Origin of the sequence: Pseudomonas sp. FP1742, assembly GCF_030687145.1 — a bacterium.
GTDB classification, from domain to species: domain Bacteria; phylum Pseudomonadota; class Gammaproteobacteria; order Pseudomonadales; family Pseudomonadaceae; genus Aquipseudomonas; species Aquipseudomonas frederiksbergensis_D.
Genome location: NZ_CP117460.1, coordinates 2,458,110 through 2,475,412 on the forward strand (window position 1 = coordinate 2,458,110; position 17,303 = coordinate 2,475,412).

A 17,303-nucleotide genomic window follows, 5' to 3' on the forward strand; every position below is an offset into this window, starting at 1 on the left:
TTTAACGAGATTCCAATCATGGACGTTCGCCAACTGGCCTTTCTGGCCGGCCAGCCCTCTGCTGCCGTAAAAAACCGCGAGCACTTCTGGGGCATGCCCAAGCGCGGATTGGCGTTTCTGTTGGCCAACGTCATGTTCTGGCAGCCGATGTGGGCCCAGGCCGACGGGATCGTGGTGGCCACGCCCGGCACCAGCCTCGGCCAGGCGGGCAATGGCGTGCCGATCGTCCAGATCGCCACGCCCAACGGCACGGGCCTGTCGCATAACCAGTTCCACGATTACAACGTCGGCACCCAGGGCGTCATCCTCAACAACGTCGCCAATCAGACCGGCGCCACGCAGTTGGGCGGGATCATTGTCGGCAATCCGAACCTGACCAGCGGGGTCGCGGCGCAAACCATCCTCAACGAAGTGGTCGGCGGCAGTCCCAGTCAGTTGCGCGGCTACACCGAAGTGGCGGGGCAGTCGGCGCGGGTCATCGTGGCCAACCCCTACGGCATCAGCTGCAACGGCTGCGGCTTCATCAACACCCCGCGCGTGACGTTGACCACCGGCAAACCGGTACTGGACAACGGACGACTCGATCGCTTCCAGGTCGATCAGGGCAGCGTCACCATCGACGGCGCCGGGCTGAACGCCAACAACGTCGACCGCTTCGAAATCATCACCCGTAGCGCGAAGATCAACGCCGAGATCCAGGCGAAGAACCTGACCATCGTTGCCGGTCGCAACGACGTCAACGCCGACAGCCTCAACGCCACTGCCCGTGCCGATGACGGCAGTGCCAAACCGCAACTGGCGATCGACTCTTCAGCGTTGGGCGGCATGTACGCCGGGGCGATCAAACTGGTGGGCACCGAAGCCGGGGTCGGGGTGAAACTCGACGGCAACCTGGCCGCCAGCGGTGGTGATATCCAGCTCGACGCCAACGGCCATCTCAGCCTGGCGCAAACCTCGGCCGCAGGCGCCGTCAATGTCAAAGCCGCCAGTCTCGATGCGCGTGGCCCGGTCTACGCCGGCACCGCCGTCAACGTGCAAACCCAAGGCAACCTGACCAACCAGCAAACCCTCGCCGCCCGGGACAGCATCGCGCTGACGGCCGGTGGTGTGCTGACCAACAACGGCATCATCGAAGCCGGGGTCAACGCCGATACCAGCCGCAATGCCAGCGGTGATGTGAACCTGAATGCGCAGAATTTCACCAACACTGGCAAGAGCGTGGTGGCCAGCCGCAACCTGACGGTCAATACCAGCCAGACCCTGAACAATCAGGGCGGCACGTTGAGCGCCGGGCAAATCGCCAACATCACCGTCGGGACTTTGGACAACCAGAACAGCGGTCGGGTGCTGAGCAGCGGCAACCTCAACCTCACGGCCAATCAGGTCCTCAACAGCAACGGTCTGATCACCAGTACCGGTCATCTCGACGCCACCCTCGGTCACCTGAACAACCGCACTGGCGAGCTCTCGAGCCTGGCCACCGCGACGCTGCGCATGGCCACGCTGGATAACGTGGCGGGGCTGGTGAACGCCGGTCAGGCCTTGAGCATCACCACCACGGGGGCGGTGAACAACCAGGGCGGCAAACTGACCAGCCTCGACAGCCTGAGCCTCAACGCCGGTCAGGTCGATAACAGCAGCAAAGGCCGGATCGCCAGCAACAAGGCCCTGACGGTCAGTGTCAGCAGCCTCGACCAACACGATGGCGGGCAGCTCACCAGTAACACGTCGCTGACCCTGGACCTGAATCACGGCGAGCTGAATAACCAGAACGGTTTGATCAATGCCCCGGCACTGGTGCTGAAAAACCTCGCCCAGGTGAACAACCGCAACGGCGAAATATCCAGTGCCCAGGCGTTCACGCTGGCGGCCGACAGCCTCGACAATAGCGACGGCAAACTGCTCGGCAATCAGGCCGTGACCCTGCGCGTGCAGCAGGCGCTGACCAACATCAAAGGCTTGATCGCGGCGGCAAGCGTCGATGTACAGGCCGGTAGCCTGAACAACAACGGTGGCACCCTGACCAGTCGCACCGGCCTCGAACTTCGGGTTACCGGCCAGCTCGACAATCAGGACCAAGGACTGATCAACGCCAGCCAAAACCTGAACATTAACGCGGCGAGTTTGAACAACCAGAACGGCGGCTCGTTGCTCGGCAGCGCCATTGCCATCGACTTCAGCGGCGCCATGGGCGACCTGAACAACGCCAACGGCCTGATCACCACCACCGGTCAACTGAGCATCCGCAACCTGCGGGATTTGAACAACCGTGGCGGTGAACTCTCCAGCAGCCAAAGCTACACCCTGACGGGCCGTAACCTGGACAACAGCGACGGCAAACTCATCAGTCGTCAGCAACTGGACCTCACCGCCGATGCCACCACTAACCTCAATGGACTGATTTCCGGCTGGCAGAGTTTGAGCCTTCTGGGCGGCAGCCTCGACAACCGCAATCAGGGCACCTTGTCGAGCCGCGACGGTGACGTGCTGGTGGACCTCACCGGTGCCGTGCGTAACAGCAACGCCGGCGCTCTGGTCAGTCACGGCACGTTGAAGGTCACGGCGGCCAGCCTCGACAACAGCGACAACGGCATTCTTTCCAGTGCCGGTGCGCAAACCTTGGTCATTGCCGGAACACTGAATAACGCCCAGGGCGGTTTGATCGACAGCGGCGCCGCTCTGGATATTCAGGCCCAAACCCTCAGCAACGCCAATGCAACCATCAATGCCCAGCAGGACATCCGCTTCACCGGTACCGATCTGAACAACAGCGCCGGTACCTTCGCGGGCAAGGGCGCGATCACCCTCGATCTGCTCGGCACCCTGACCAATACCAGCGGCAAACTGGCGAGCAACGGCCCGCTGGTGATTCAGCGCGCGCGGCAGATCGACAACCAGGGCGGCCAGCTTGCAAGCCAGGGTTTGCTGAACCTGTTGACCGGTGGCCTCGATAACCGCAATGGCGGCACTGTCGCGGCCAATGATTGGTTGACGCTCACGGCCAATGGCGTCGTACAGAACAGCGCCAACGGTCAGATCTTCAGCAGCAACGCCGGCCTGACGCTCAACGCCGCCAGCCTCGATAACGCCAAAGGCACCCTGCAAAGCCAGGGCGACCTGACGGTGAAAACCAGCGGCGCCATCGATAACCAGAGCGGACGCATCGTCGCCAAGGACGGCAACCTCGACATCACCGCCGCCAGCCTCGACAGTCGTGGCGGTGTGCTCTCCAGCCTGAAAGGCGCCTTCAGCAGCCATATCACTGGTGTACTGCGCAATGGCTATGACCTGAACAACAATCGTCAGGGCGGGATCATTCAGGCCCAGAGCCTGAACCTCAAGGCACTGGCCGGCCTCGACAACTACGGCGGGCGGATCACCGCGCAAACCGGTGACGCCATCGTCGACACCGGCACCAACGGCAACTTCGACAACCGCAATGGCGGCCTCTACGCCAAGGGCCGGGTCAGCGTCACCGGCAATAACTTCGACAACAGCGGCGACAACGACGGGCAGATCGGCGGGCAACAGATCGACCTGAGCCTGCGCGGCGCATTGAACAATCGCCTGGGCATCATCGAAAGTGAAAGCACTCTGAGCATCACCGCCGCCAGCCTCGACAACCAGACCGGCCAACTGCGTGCATTGGGCAACACCGGCAAAACCGCCTTCGCCATTAGCGGCGTATTCGACAACCGCAACGGGACCGTTGAAAGCGCCAACAGTGACCTGAGCCTTGGCGCTGGAGGATTGCTCAACGTCGGCGGTAATGTGCTGCACGTCGGTACCGGTATTTTCGATATCGCCACCGGACAACTGGGCAGCGCTGGCGGCAACTTCGTCACCCGTGGCGGTCTGACTCTCACTGCCGACAGCTGGACCAATAGCAGCGTGATTCAAGCGGGGCAGTTGAGCGTCAACGTCGGCTCATTTACCCAAACGGCTAGCGGGCAGTTACTGGCGTCCACGGCGTTCAGCGGTACAGGCGGCACCTGGCAGAACGATGGGTTGATCGCCAGCGATGGCACCTTCAACCTGAACTTGTCCGGTGCCTATAACGGCACCGGCCGGACCACCAGCCTGGGAGCGTTGAAACTTGCAGCCAACCAGCTGAACCTCGGCGCAGCGGGCAGCATTGCCGGTGGCGCGCACACCGAGTTCGCTATCAGTGGAGCACTGAGCAGCGCAGGGCGAATTACCTCGGCGGCTGATTTGCTGATCAACGCGAACAGCATCGTCAACCAGGGCACCCTGGGCGCTGCGCAGAAGGTCGAGCTGAATACTCCGTCTCTGATGAATAACGGCGGGTTGCTGTTCAGCGGCGCCGATATGAGCCTGGCAGTGACCCGCTTCACCAACCAGGCGGGTGATCTGTACGGCTTGGGTGATGTGTTGATCAAGGGCCTCAACGGCGCGGCGCAGGCCAGCCAAGTGGCCAACCTGTCTGGTTCGATGGAAAGTGGCGGGACTTTCACCCTCAATGCCGGTGACTTTCAGAACCGTACCCTGGGCGATGATGGCACCCAGAACTTTGCGGTAGGGCGCAAGTTGGTGTCTGGCTACATTGCTGTCCACTGCCTGGACTGCGATGGTCCGCACTTTCAGGTGGACTATGTCGCCCGCGAGTTCTTCGACGCTGGCCAGGATACGGACACTACACCTTCCGCATTGCTGAGCGCAGGCCGAGACCTGACATTCAACGGTGGCACCTTCCTCAACAGTAAAAGCACGGTAACGGCTGCGGGCAACATCGCCATTCATGCCGACACCCTCAAAAACGTGGGGGCAGTGGGAGGGGCCGTCGAGCGCACGCGTATTTACGAGACGCCATGGCGCGACAACCATTACATCTACGATTACCTGCCGCAGGTGGTCGCTTACAACCAGCGCAACAACCCTATTTTCCCGAACGTCATGTATGTGGACTCCAACGGTGAATTCCGGGTCGGGATACCGGTCGTGGCCAGGGCCTGGGATGGCGATGGCAATGCTACCGGTGTGGTCAACGTCAAAGACGCGCTTACCGACGCGCTGGTGAGCTACGGTCGTTGGCCGATTACGCAAACAGGGTACGACCCCGACAACATACCCAACTCGCAATACGACCCGAACAACCTGGTGCAAGTCCCCACCAGCCTTGAACAATACACCCTGATCAGCGACACCGAAGTGGCCATCGACGGCACCTCAGCCGCCGCTGGCCGCAACGCCGTGATCCAGGCCGGTGGCAAGGTCACCATCACTGCCACCCAAGATCTGCAAAACAGCGTCATCCACGAAGACTACGCCACCAACGGTGGTGCCAACAAAGTCGCCAACACCCAGGCCAGCGGCACGGGCAATACCGTCGCGTTGCACCTGAACGCGCAACTCGCCCCCGACCTCGCGCAGCAGCAAGTCAACCCGCTCACCTTGCCCGGCTTCAGCCTGCCGGTGGGCCAGAACGGCCTGTTCCGTCTGAGTCAGGAAGGCAGCACCAACCCGACCGGCACTGGCCCACAAAGCTGGAGCCTCACCGGCGCCACAGTCACCGCGTCCACCAGTGCGCCAGTCACCCTCAACCGCGTGCAAGGCCTGCCAAATAGCGCCGGCAAATCCCAACCGCACAAATACCTGATCGAAACCAACCCGGTACTCACCGACCTCAAGCAATTCATGAGTTCGGATTACCTGCTGAGCAACCTCGGCTACAACCCGGACACCAGCGCCAAACGCCTGGGTGACGGCCTCTACGAACAGCGTCTGATCCAGCAAGCGGTCGTCGCCCGCACCGGCCAGCGCTACATCGACGGCCAAACCAGCGACGAAGGCCTGTTCAAGTACCTGATGAACAACGCCATCGCCAGCAAGGACGCCCTCAATCTATCGGTGGGTGTCAGCCTGACCTCGCAACAAGTCGCGGCCCTGACCCACGACATCGTCTGGCTCGAAGAGCACGAAGTGAACGGCGAAAAAGTGCTGGTGCCGGTGCTCTATCTGGCCCAGGCCGAAGGCCGCCTCGGCCCGACCGGTGCGCTGATTGCCGGCAACGACGTGACGCTGATTGCCGGTCAGAACCTGGACAACGTCGGCACGCTGCGCGCCACCCATAACCTGTCGGCGACGGCGGGCAAGGACTTGGTCAGCAGCGGTCTGATTCAGGCGGGTAATCGCCTGGATGTGCTGGCGGGTAATGACGTTGTCAACAAGTCGGGCGGCATTCTTGCGGGTCGCGATGTGAGCGTGACGGCGACCCGAGGTGATGTGCTCAACGAGCGGACCGTCACCGCGATGGACAGCAACACCCGTTTTGGCAACAAGCACATCGACTACGCCGACAGCGCGGCGCGCATCGAAGCGGCCAACGACCTGAGTGTGTCGGCGGGTCGCGACATTGCCAACGCTGGCGGTGTGCTGAGCAGTGGCCGTGATATGGCCTTGAGTGCCGGGCGCGACGTGGCCGTGACCTCAGCGGTGGTGGCCACCAACGACACGACCAACAGCCGCATCAGTACCAGCAGCACCAAGCAGCTGGGCGCGAGTGTGAGTGCCGGGCGGGATTTGGCAGTGGAGGCCGGCCGGGATATCGCGGCGGTCGCCAGCCAGATCGATGCCAAGCGCGACATCTCCATGACGGCGACCGACAACCTGACCATCAGCTCGGCAGCGGATGAAGAGCACTCCCTGTCCAAGAGCAAAAAACTCACCAGGCAGGAAGACCACGTCAGCCAGGTCATGTCGGGTGTCACGGCGGGTGGCAACCTGAAGTTGGATGCCGGTAAGGATCTCGCGGTTATCTCCAGCCGCATTAGCGCAGGGGATGAGGCGTACCTGGTGGCGGGTGACAACCTCGATATTCTTGCGGCGAAAGACAGCGACTACTCGCTGTATGACATGAAGAAAAAGGGCTCCTTCGGCGCGAAGAAAACCAAACGCGATGAAGTTACCGATGTGAAATACATCGGCAGTGAAATTACCACCGGGGGCAACCTGACCTTGGTCAGCGGTGGGGATCAGCGCTATCAGGTGGCGAAGCTGGAGAGTGGCAAGGACATCACGCTGGACAGTGGTGGAGCGATTGTTTTTGAAGGGGTGAAAGACCTGCATGACGAGAGCCACACCAAGAGCGATGGCGACGCCTTCTGGACCTCATCGAAAGGCAAGGGCAATACCGACGAGACACTGCGCCAGACCCAGATGATTGCCAAAGGCAACATCACGATCAAGGCCGTCGAAGGTCTGCGAATCGACCTCAAAGAGGTGAATCAGCAAAGCGTCAGTCAGACCATTGATGCGATGGTCAAAGCAGACCCGCAACTGGCCTGGCTGAAGCAAGCCGAAGCACGGGGCGATGTGGACTGGAGGCAGGTCAAGGAGATTCATGAGTCGTTCAAGTACAGCAACTCGGGACTGGGGCCAGCCTCACAGTTGATCATTGCGATTGCGTTGGCTGCCGTCATGGGGCCAATGATGGCCGGCATGAACACGATGATGCAGGCGGTCGCGGTGAGTGCCGCGACCAAGGCCACTGTCAGCACCATCGACAACCGCGGCAACCTTGGCAAGGTCATCAAAGACGTTACCTCGAAGGACAGTATCAAAGGTTACGTTGTGGCTGCTGCCACGGCCGGCGTAATGGACGGGCTCAATTACAACCCGGGAAAGATTGGCTTCGATGCCAATAGCCTGAAGATTGTGGCGATCAAGGTGACCGCCGACGCGGTGATCAAGACGGCTGTCTACGGCGGAAGCTTCAAGGACAATCTGGCCAGTTCGGCTGTCGGCGTAGCCGCAAGTATCGGTGGCGCTATCGGCGCGGGGAAAATTGGCGATCTGTCCCTGCCAGAGGGCGGTTTGGCAAAAATCCTGCTGCATGCGGGTTTGGGTGGCTTGCTGGCTGAAGCGATGGGCGGTGATTTCCGCACCGGAGCACTGGCAGGTGGCGCCAACGAAGTATTGGTCGGATTGCTGGGCGACAAACTTTTACCTTCAAATCTCGTTCCGGGTTCTGCGGAGTACAACCAGGCTCAGGCCAACATTCTCGCGTTATCGCAAATTGTCGGTGTGCTAGGGGCGGCGGCTTCGGGTGGGGATGTCGGGGTTGGTGCTGCGGTGGCGGCGAATGCAACGCAATACAACTTCCTGGGCGATCACGCCGAAGCCAAACGTGATCGAGCACGTGAAGAGTTCAAGGAAACAAATCGCATTGGCGCTGCCAGACAACTGGTGGAACTGGAGGGCGCTGATCAACGAAGCGACAACCTTCTTGCGAAGTATCGACTGGACAAAAGCTCGCTCTCAGCTGCGGAACTCGCGGAGCTAAATGCGTATGTGCAGGTTTACACATACGATATGGCGCTCAAGTACGGTGAAGATGTAGCTCGTACCCTTGCGAATGCTTTGATCCAGAATGGTCCTGATTCCGTTGGCATTTACCCCTATGCCGGGACCACCGAGGCAAAAAACGCCTACGCCGACGCGTTGCGAGCACAGTTGGGAGGCTGGGGCGAGCAGTTGGCTTGGACCAGACCAAAAAGTGAAAACGAGCTGGTCTATAAAGACGCCCAAGGCTATTTGCAGATTAACAACGAGCAACAGGGCCTTTCGAACCTCGGTAGTCCGGCGTTGTACGGCCTTACTGGTCCATTGGGGGCTGGCATACGAATCGCGGCAGCGGCCAATGGTGCCCTCCAGGCGGCTTATGGTGCGAATCAGGCGTTTAATGGTGATCTCTGGAACGCTGCTGGAAACATAGTGGTGGGGGCTCTGGGCGTAGCCAGCGTCAAGGTTCCGAGCACGCGTTTGCCGAATGCTTCGGGCATCGGCGAGCTTCCTGTGGTGAATTCGAACACAGGCAATACCCTTGTAAAAGAGGTGGGAGAGGTATTTGATTGGACTGCGATTGGTGCAAAAGGTATTCAGAAGGTTCCTGGTTTTGGAGAGGTAGATGACTTCTTTGCATCACAGTCGGCTAACCTCAACAAAAAGCTGGGAACAAAAATTGGTGAGGGTCGCCTACCCTATGAAACAAGCAGGGCCGGTGTAGAGCAGGCTAAAGCGACGGTTAAAGAAACCTTAGAGAACGTTACGTCTGTGAGTCCATTGATCCCCAGCTCAACTGTGCGAGGAAATTATGACCTCATTCATGTGTATAGCTCCAAGACTAATAGCACCGTGAGTCTGCGAGTATTGCCAGATGGGAGATACGAGTTTGATACGTTGATTCCAGAGAAGTCATCTAAATTTTAATGTGGAGGGCGAAAAGCTGTGCTGATCAATGAGGTATTGCGCGATGTCAGATTTCGCTCATTTTTTATGAACGGAAATTTGGTTTGTGAGTTTTTGGTATTGTTTTTTAAGTTATCTAACTCTGGGTGGGTGTCACTAACCATTAGCGAGGGTACGTCAAGGTTTTTAAAGTTAGATTCAGATCCGGAATTGTTGGAGTTGTCTGAAATAAATGATGAGTTTGCGTACCCGATTAAGTCGTTAAGCGGGTTGGATAAGTATCTAGGATTGAAAGTTTTGTCGGTATATGAGTACAGGATTAGTGATATCGATGAAGGTTGCGTTGGAGTGTATTTGGATTTTGGAGGCTGCGGGCTTAGTGTGATCGAGACTAATGAATGTCTATCAGTTGCAGATGATGTGGTTCAATTTTATGATAGTAAGATTTCGCTTCTTGAAGTGAGAGTTTAGTTGGTGCAAAAGGAACCATCATAACAAGTGAGGCAGCAAGTGTTAATGCTCAAGCTGCTTTAAAAACGAAAGCGGGCGAAAGCGGGGACAGACCCTGAGAAATCCCCGCTTTTTCCTACGAGAAATCAAGAAGTTGGGAATTGTAGAGACCTGCATGGGGCGGCAGCTTGTATTGCACCACACAAAAACTAGATCACGAACCCATGCAGGCCATCCGATTCTTACACAGCGCGCTCGCCCAAGCACTTCCATCTGTCCATTCTCGTCGTCTGAAAACATTGATGTGTTGGACAGGAAAAACGGGGACAGACCACGTTTATCCTGAGAATGGCAGAGAATGGGGGGCAGACTACGTTTTTCTGTGTCGCACTTTAGCGATCTGAAATAGTGTGAAATAGATAGGGAGATTGTTTTTCATAGAATTGACTAAGCTATTGGCATCATTAATTGTGAGCGGATTCACCATATGCCACGCAGAGCACGTCTCTTGATGCCAGGTGTCCCCTTGCATCTGATTCAACGAGGAAATAATAGATCAGTTTGCTTTTTTTCAGAGGATGATTACCTTTTTTATTTAGAGCTGCTTGCTGAACAGGCCAACAAAAATTCGTGTGAAATTCACGCATGGTGTCTTATGACTAATCATGTCCATTTGTTGATTAGCCCTCATGAGCACAGCAGTACCAGTTTGCTTATGAAAGGAATAGGGCAACGATATGTGCAATACATAAATCGTACATATGGACGTAGTGGGACTTTATGGGAAGGACGCTTCCGTTCGTGCCTTGTTCAAAGTGATAGTTATGTATTGGCCTGTTATCGCTACATTGAGATGAATCCTGTCAGAGCCAAAATGGTGACGCATCCTGCGGAATATCGTTGGTCGAGTTATCGTGCTAACGCACAATCAGAGTTTTCGCATCTCATTACCCCGCATGCTCAGTACCTATCGCTTGGGGACACAGATGTATCGACTGCTGAAGTCTATCGCGAGCTTTTTAGAAGCGAGTTGGAGATAGGATTGGTTGACCAGATTCGGGCTGCCACCAATGGCAACTATGTACTTGGTGGTTCGCGATTTGTAGCCGAAATTGAAGCTATGATTGGGCGACGAGCTCGGCGGGGATGCCCGGGCAGACCGAAAAAGCACTAGATTTTTTAGATGGAAAACGTGGTCTGTCCCCGTTTATATGCGGGTTATGGGGATGTTGAGCCCATTCTTCAAGGAAGCTCCGTAACCGGGCAAAGCTTTAAAACGGGGCAAGCATTTGATGCTGGAAGAGTCAGTGATTTCGATGTGGCGTTGGCAAGTCCAGAGCTGTTGCAGCGTGCTCAAGCTTTAGGTATAGGGGTTAGAAGCGGAGGAACGCGCACTGGTCCACTGAGTGCAAGAGATCTAAAAGCTCTTGGATTGCAAGATCTCGCTAGCAAGTTGAGTTCACAAGCAGGTCGTGAAGTTAACTTTATGATTTATGACTCTTCGGCTGCAGCTACGAGCCGAGCACCGAGCGTAGTACTACCAAAATGAAAACTTATGATTTGTATGGAATGAAATATTTGAGTCTGGCTTTGGCAAGGGCGCAGATAAAAGATCTTGCTGGAATCCTGCTTGAGGAAAGATATAGCACTTATCACGGCGGTGTTTATTATTTTCAGGGTGACAGTGGTTCTGAGCATTTTGTTCTGAAAAATAACATTGATCCTTTCGATGGTGAAGCTGTAGAACAAGCGTTTGCCGAATACCCAATTCTGTTCTATGTAAATGCGACAAATCGCTCTCTTGAATTAATGGGTATGTTAAAAGTAGAAGGCGGATTTAGCTTGCTGAGGCACGAGGATTTTTGATGCGTTTATGGTAGATGGATAAACGGGGCAGAACACGTTTTTTGGCAGGCTCGATTTAAATGTGATCTGTCCCAGTGAAACGTAAAGGGGACGCGAAAGCGGGGACAGACCACATTTATCGAGGGGCTGGATAATGCTCCTTCAATTTAATCGTGGTCTGTCCCCGTTTTCGTATGTGGTTATCGAATACAAGTTTGTCGGGGACCCCAAAAAAGGTGGCAACACGAGCCTGATAAACACGAACGATGGTAAACAGGGGAGTGAAAGCTGGACGCTGGGGTCCGGGCGGTTGGAAAAGGCCGTGGGCGTTGATTCAGCTCGTGATATCGCTACCGCCGTCAAGACAGACCGTACTGAGACATGGGTTGTGCGGACGGGGGTGGATGGGGCAACCGAGATCCAAGTGCTCGATTCTTTAGGCAAACCAAAGCCCATTGATACGTCCAAAATATTAGCTTTAAAAACAAATCTTTCAGGAGCACAGCCATGATCCGGGACTCGATGGCGAACATAAGCTACTGGCGTGAGCGAGTAGCTAAAGATGTTGTCTGGATTAAAAAAGCAGAAAAACTTCTATCTGAACCATCACAAAATCCAGTGTATGACCCTCAGTTTTCATTTGATCTTTCAAGAGATATTTTGCGTCTTATGCTTCGGCGGTATTCCCAAGGCGATCCTGTTCCCGAGATAAAGCAGTTGTTTCCAAAGCTGCTTGATACTTGGGAGTTGTCGAACTCCTTAGCGGATGGAATTTGTGCGGAAAATCATCTGAAAACCTGCCGCGACTGGGTATTCGATCTATCCGATCTCAACCACTATATCTGGTGTTTTTGGCTGGTTGGACTGGCTCTCGTATTGCAAATTCCCGACGGTCAGTGGGGCCGACTATTGGCTCTCGTTGGTGAAGAAGGTAAAGACATTTTGCTGGATCGGGTAATCGTTAGTCGCCAGCCTTCACGCGTTGTTGGAGATGTTCTGCTGCATGACAAACCTTATGCCCGGTTGCTCAAGGCCATCGATGCACCCAAGGAGCAACAGGCGATATTGCTGCGAGAGTTTATCAATGGTTGGTATCCAGAACTCAACCGACGCGGCAAGCAGCAGCCGTGGTGGTACCAGTATGGTGATCCTGAAAAGCACCCGCTAGAAAAGGGCAGCTATTTTGGACGTTGGTGCATTGAAGCTGTAGCGGCAGTCGCGGCTTTTAGATTGGATGACAGCCAATGCTTGGGACATCCGCATTATCCAGGCGATTTACTGCGCCCCAACGGCCCGAGCACACATTTGCATTCGCAAGAAACAAAGGCACGGAGTTGGCTTAGATTCTTTGGTATTTAAAAGTAAGCTAGGTGTAGATGACTCGAGATAAGGAAAGGACAGATCCCTTCGTCTCACCCTTCGTCTCAGGAGGAGGGATTTCTACCTCGGGTGCGGAGTGGTTACTATCCCTTTGGTATTTGTCCAGCTGCAGCTATTGGTGAACGAGCGGGATTGCTGGCCAACCTCGGCTACGACCCCGACTTCAAACGCCTCGGCGATGGTTTGTATGAACAACGCCATCGCCAGCAAGGAGGCCCTCAATCTGTCGTTGGGAGTCAGCCTTACCTCGCAGCAAGTCGCGGCGATGCAAGAAAGCGGGGACAGACCACATTTATCGAGGGGCTGGATAATGCTCCTTCAATTTAATCGTGGTCTGTCCCCGTTTTCCCTCCGTTTTCCCTAAACAAGGCGTATGCCGACTATCACGAACTGAGCCGCCAGCAGGATATTGATGCGGTCGCGCAATGTGCAGCGAATCCTGCCAACTGTGCTTCCATCTCCAAGCGTGTCGCCGAGGCTGAGAAGCAAACCCAAAGTCTCAAAGACATGGCCGCTTCGGCATCGCCTGAAGCCGTCAAGATCTTTGATCGGTTGATCACGGAGAACAACGGCTTCCAGAACATGCTCGCGGGAGTTACCGCCGGGCATTCGGTCGATGCGATTGCCGATACCCTTGTTCAAAAGTTTGGCTTCAGCCACGAGGCCGCCGTTGCTGCCGTCGAGAATTTTGCGACGCTCGCGGCCGGGGGGAATCCGATCGTCAAGCCTGTGGGGGCTGGTGGTGGTAAGGGGCCGACCAAAGAAGGCGGTTCGGGGACACCGGGGACGTCCACTGCCTCGGGTAGTGGGACTGGCGGTCCAAAAGAAATTGCGAAAAACGGGGACAGACCACGTTTATCCTGAGAATGGCAGAGAATGGGGGCAGACTACGTTTTTCTGTGTCGCACTTTAGCGATCTGAAATAGTGTGAAATAGATAGGGAGATTGTTTTTCATAGAATTGACTAAGCTATTGGCATCATTAATTGTGAACGGATTCATCATATGCCACGCAGAGCACGTCTCTTAATGCCAGGTGTCCCCTTGCATCTGATTCAACGAGGAAATAATAGATCAGTTTGCTTTATTTCAGAGGATGATTACCTTTTTTATTTAGAGCTGCTTGCTGAACAGGCCAACAAAAATTCGTGTGAAATTCACGCATGGTGTCTTATGACTAATCATGTCCATTTGTTGATTAGCCCTCATGAGCACAGCAGTACCAGTTCGCTTATGAAAGGAATAGGGCAACGATATGTGCGATACATAAATCGTACATATGGACGTAGTGGGGCTTTATGGGAAGGACGCTTCCGTTCGTGCCTTGTTCAAAGTGATAGTTATGTATTGGCCTGTTATCGCTACATTGAGATGAATCCTGTCAGAGCCAAAATGGTGACGCATCCTGCGGAATATCGTTGGTCGAGTTATCGTGCTAACGCACAATCAGAGTTTTCGCATCTCATTACCCCGCATGCTCAGTACCTGTCGCTTGGGGACACAGATGTATCGACTGCTGAAGTCTATCGCGAGCTTTTAGAAGCGAGTTGGAGATAGGATTGGTTGACCAGATTCGGGCTGCCACCAATGGCAACTATGTACTTGGTGGTTCGCGATTTGTAGCCGAAATTGAAGCTATGATTGGACGACGAGCTCGGCGGGGATGCCCGGACAGACCGAAAAAGCACTAGATTTTTTAGATGGAAAACGTGGTCTGTCCCCGTTTATAGTTTTGAGTACAACGCAGGCAAGGTGATTGGAACAAACGTCTCAGGCGCTCCAACATCGACAATCAAAATAAATGTTCGGGATGGTGTGATTCAGACTGCATTCCCGTACTAGTTAGGAATGGTTATGAGTAGTGGCGGCACACTAATGGAACAATTTGTCGTCCAAGAGTTGGACGACAGCGTTCGCTCTATTTTGAAAGATGCCTTTGATGAGCGGATGCGCTCAGAGAACGTTCTGTTGAGGGAGTTCGAGTTTAATTGCTTTGACGTTTCTCTAGATTTTGAAAAAGGCATTGTCACATTGCAAGATGTTCTTTCTGCTGGAGAGAGTAGCTCTCTTGATATACCGATGCGTGACTTTATCTCCGCTTGCGGTTTGAACGTCTCTTTTTAGCTGTAGACGCCTGGATGTGATCTGACACCGGCCTAGCGCCGGTGTTTTTTTACCCGAAAAACGGAGGCAGACCCTGAGGGATCCCCACAAACTTCATTGCGAGAACGGGGACGGACCACATTTATCGAGGGCTGGATAATGCTCCTTCAATTTAATCGTGGTCTGTCCCCGATTTCTCGTTCTTCTGTGTCGCACTTTAGCGATCTGAAATAGTGTGAAATAGATAGGGAGATTGTTTTTCATAGAATTGACTAAGCTATTGGCATCATTAATTGTGAACGGATTCACCATATGCCACGCAGAGCACGTCTCTTGATGCCAGGTGTCCCCTTGCATCTGATTCAACGAGGAAATAATAGATCAGTTTGCTTTTTTTCAGAGGATGATTACCTTTTTTATTTAGAGCTGCTTGCTGAACAGGCCAACAAACATTCGTGTGAAATTCACGCATGGTGTCTTATGACTAATCATGTCCATTTGTTGATTAGCCCTCATGAGCACAGCAGTACCAGTTTGCTTATGAAAGGAATAGGGCAACGATATGTGCAATACATAAATCGTACATATGGACGTAGTGGGACTTTATGGGAAGGACGCTTCCGTTCGTGCCTTGTTCAAAGTGATAGTTATGTATTGGCCTGTTATCGCTACATTGAGATGAATCCTGTCAGAGCCAAAATGGTGACGCATCCTGCGGAATATCGTTGGTCGAGTTATCGTGCTAACGCACAATCAGAGTTTTCGCATCTCATTACCCCGCATGCTCAGTACCTATCGCTTGGGGACACAGATGTATCGACTGCTGAAGTCTATCGCGAGCTTTTTAGAAGCGAGTTGGAGATAGGATTGGTTGACCAGATTCGGGCTGCCACCAATGGCAACTATGTACTTGGTGGTTCGCGATTTGCAGCCGAAATTGAAGCTATAATTGGGCGACGAGCTCGGCGGGGATGCCCGGGCAGACCGAAAAAGCACTAGATTTTTTAGATGGAAAACGTGGTCTGTCCCCGTTTATATTGAATTTAACTGACGGCGGATGTCCGTAAAGGAGAGGATTTATTTTGCTAGGGGACACCATGAGGGTGGGGGAAAGGAGAGCGGCTTATTTATTACTAATTTTTCTAATAAATAAAACCGTGGTGCGCTAAACTGGAAATTCTCCCCTAGGTATTGCAGATAGCTTAAAATCTTCTGGTGTCATCAGTGATGGGAGTAAATATTAGTATGTTTGGGGAAGGAAAAAGTTGAAATTAAGTGGCGCTCGCCTGATGCAAACGCAGCTGCAAAGTTTCCAGGGGCTAACTCTGGTGCAGGATGGGCTGCGCAAATAAAAATTGGAAATAAATTACTTGGGTAGGATGGTTGGCTATACAGGAAGCCCTCTAACTTAACTCACATTCCTGTAGATTTTTAAAGAATGAAGAATTTTTCGTATTATAGTTCCTTGCCAGACTCCATGGCCGAGGATGAATTACATGCCGAGTTTCTCGAGCTTATCGAGAGCTGTGCGCTTGCTGAGTGTGAGGACTTTGAGGTTGTAAGGAATTTTCTTGAGCTCAGCGATCGTCAATGGCAAACGTATGCAATTTTGGGTGACTATTTAAAAGGTGAAATAGAACGGGTTTTAATCTCGCGCTGGAATGCCGATAATTTGGAATTGGTTGAGTGTCTTATTGCTGTTACTGCAAGGCTAGGTCTTGTTGGGTTGTTCAGGTTTATATTGAGTCAGGATGTTAGTGGTCTGCCGTCCGATGTGGTGGCTGAGATAGAAAATGCGATAAGCGAACTTGGTGATAATATTGCTGATCCATATAGTGGTATGCTATAAAATAGTGGTGAAAAATTGGGCGCTGTGAGTAACTGTATACAAGGGTTTTTCAGTTGCTGATGTCTGTTCGAACTGAAAAAAATTCTGTTTGGAGAGAAGGGAAATCAACATAAAGGTGACGGGCTTATTTGTTTGGTTTGTCCGGTGGCCAGAAAATATATCTGTCCCATTTTCTCAATCATTTTCTCATGCTACGTACTACTTGACGAACAAGCGGCCTGATGGCTCTGTGGTGGTTTCTGACGCTGATGCCGAGAAGGAAAGGGGACGAAGGAAAGGAGACGGATTTATTTGTCTGGTTTGTCCCATCCTGAACAAGGTTCACACCTTCCGATCTATTTTTCAGGAGAGCGTAATGGAATCAGGACCAGGCACACTTGTGTGGCCGCAGTATGGCCTTGCCAGCCTGGACGTTGCATGAGCCTGTGTGAGGGTTTTTCGATGATTTTGGTGCCGTAATATTCCGGATT

Annotated in this window: 12 protein-coding genes; all 12 read left to right on the forward strand. The window is 53.8% G+C overall.

Annotated features, from left to right (window positions below; genetic code table 11):
* Positions 1–18 precede the first annotated feature (18 nt).
* Positions 19–9,228 (forward strand): filamentous hemagglutinin N-terminal domain-containing protein, encoded by a 9,210-nt coding sequence (locus PSH64_RS10970; RefSeq protein ID WP_305480657.1) that lies wholly within the window; start codon positions 19–21, stop codon positions 9,226–9,228.
* 955 nt (positions 9,229–10,183) lie between these two features.
* Entirely contained in the window at positions 10,184–10,831 is a 648-nt protein-coding gene (locus PSH64_RS10975) for a transposase (protein ID WP_305480658.1), read from the forward strand.
* A gap of 9 nt (positions 10,832–10,840) precedes the next feature.
* Complete coding sequence (locus PSH64_RS10980) at positions 10,841–11,206, forward strand: hypothetical protein (RefSeq protein ID WP_305480659.1); 366 nt, start codon at positions 10,841–10,843, stop codon at positions 11,204–11,206.
* On the forward strand, positions 11,203–11,523 hold the full coding sequence (locus tag PSH64_RS10985) for a hypothetical protein (protein WP_305480660.1): 321 nt from the start codon (positions 11,203–11,205) through the stop codon (positions 11,521–11,523). Before PSH64_RS10980 ends, PSH64_RS10985 begins: the two co-directional genes overlap by 4 nt.
* Before the next feature lie 133 nt (positions 11,524–11,656).
* Positions 11,657–12,013: a hypothetical protein gene (locus PSH64_RS10990; RefSeq protein WP_305480661.1), complete on the forward strand. Its 357-nt coding sequence runs from the start codon at positions 11,657–11,659 to the stop codon at positions 12,011–12,013.
* Positions 12,010–12,861, forward strand: a complete 852-nt coding sequence (locus PSH64_RS10995; RefSeq protein ID WP_305480662.1) for a PoNe immunity protein domain-containing protein — start codon at positions 12,010–12,012, stop codon at positions 12,859–12,861. The genes PSH64_RS10990 and PSH64_RS10995 overlap by 4 nt, the downstream gene beginning before the upstream one ends.
* Positions 12,862–13,014: 153 nt before the next feature.
* Positions 13,015–13,209, forward strand: coding sequence for a hypothetical protein (locus PSH64_RS11000; protein WP_305480663.1), 195 nt, complete (start codon positions 13,015–13,017; stop codon positions 13,207–13,209).
* Between the two features lie 180 nt (positions 13,210–13,389).
* Complete coding sequence (locus PSH64_RS11005; protein ID WP_305480664.1) at positions 13,390–13,746, forward strand: hypothetical protein; 357 nt, start codon at positions 13,390–13,392, stop codon at positions 13,744–13,746.
* 164 nt (positions 13,747–13,910) lie between these two features.
* Positions 13,911–14,438, forward strand: a complete 528-nt coding sequence (locus tag PSH64_RS11010; protein ID WP_305481140.1) for a transposase — start codon at positions 13,911–13,913, stop codon at positions 14,436–14,438.
* Between the two features lie 297 nt (positions 14,439–14,735).
* Positions 14,736–15,005, forward strand: a complete 270-nt coding sequence (locus PSH64_RS11015; RefSeq protein WP_096480011.1) for a hypothetical protein — start codon at positions 14,736–14,738, stop codon at positions 15,003–15,005.
* 330 nt (positions 15,006–15,335) lie between these two features.
* Positions 15,336–15,983 carry a transposase gene (locus PSH64_RS11020; RefSeq protein ID WP_305480665.1) on the forward strand — a complete coding sequence of 216 codons (648 nt, stop codon included), beginning with the start codon at positions 15,336–15,338 and terminating at the stop codon, positions 15,981–15,983.
* Between the two features lie 439 nt (positions 15,984–16,422).
* The gene (locus PSH64_RS11025; RefSeq protein WP_305480666.1) at positions 16,423–16,833 is read left to right on the forward strand and encodes a hypothetical protein; all 411 of its coding nucleotides are present in this window, start codon (positions 16,423–16,425) and stop codon (positions 16,831–16,833) included.
* The last annotated feature ends 470 nt before the right edge of the window (positions 16,834–17,303 follow it).

Coding starts and splice junctions, on each gene's coding strand:
- PSH64_RS11025 (WP_305480666.1), top strand. CDS start 16,423: ATGAAGAATTTTTCGTATTATAGTTCCTTGCCAGACTCCATGGCCGAG.
- PSH64_RS10970 (WP_305480657.1), top strand. CDS start 19: ATGGACGTTCGCCAACTGGCCTTTCTGGCCGGCCAGCCCTCTGCTGCC.
- PSH64_RS10990 (WP_305480661.1), top strand. CDS start 11,657: ATGCTCCTTCAATTTAATCGTGGTCTGTCCCCGTTTTCGTATGTGGTT.
- PSH64_RS10980 (WP_305480659.1), top strand. CDS start 10,841: ATGGAAAACGTGGTCTGTCCCCGTTTATATGCGGGTTATGGGGATGTT.
- PSH64_RS10985 (WP_305480660.1), top strand. CDS start 11,203: ATGAAAACTTATGATTTGTATGGAATGAAATATTTGAGTCTGGCTTTG.
- PSH64_RS11005 (WP_305480664.1), top strand. CDS start 13,390: ATGGCCGCTTCGGCATCGCCTGAAGCCGTCAAGATCTTTGATCGGTTG.
- PSH64_RS10995 (WP_305480662.1), top strand. CDS start 12,010: ATGATCCGGGACTCGATGGCGAACATAAGCTACTGGCGTGAGCGAGTA.
- PSH64_RS11015 (WP_096480011.1), top strand. CDS start 14,736: ATGAGTAGTGGCGGCACACTAATGGAACAATTTGTCGTCCAAGAGTTG.
- PSH64_RS11010 (WP_305481140.1), top strand. CDS start 13,911: ATGCCAGGTGTCCCCTTGCATCTGATTCAACGAGGAAATAATAGATCA.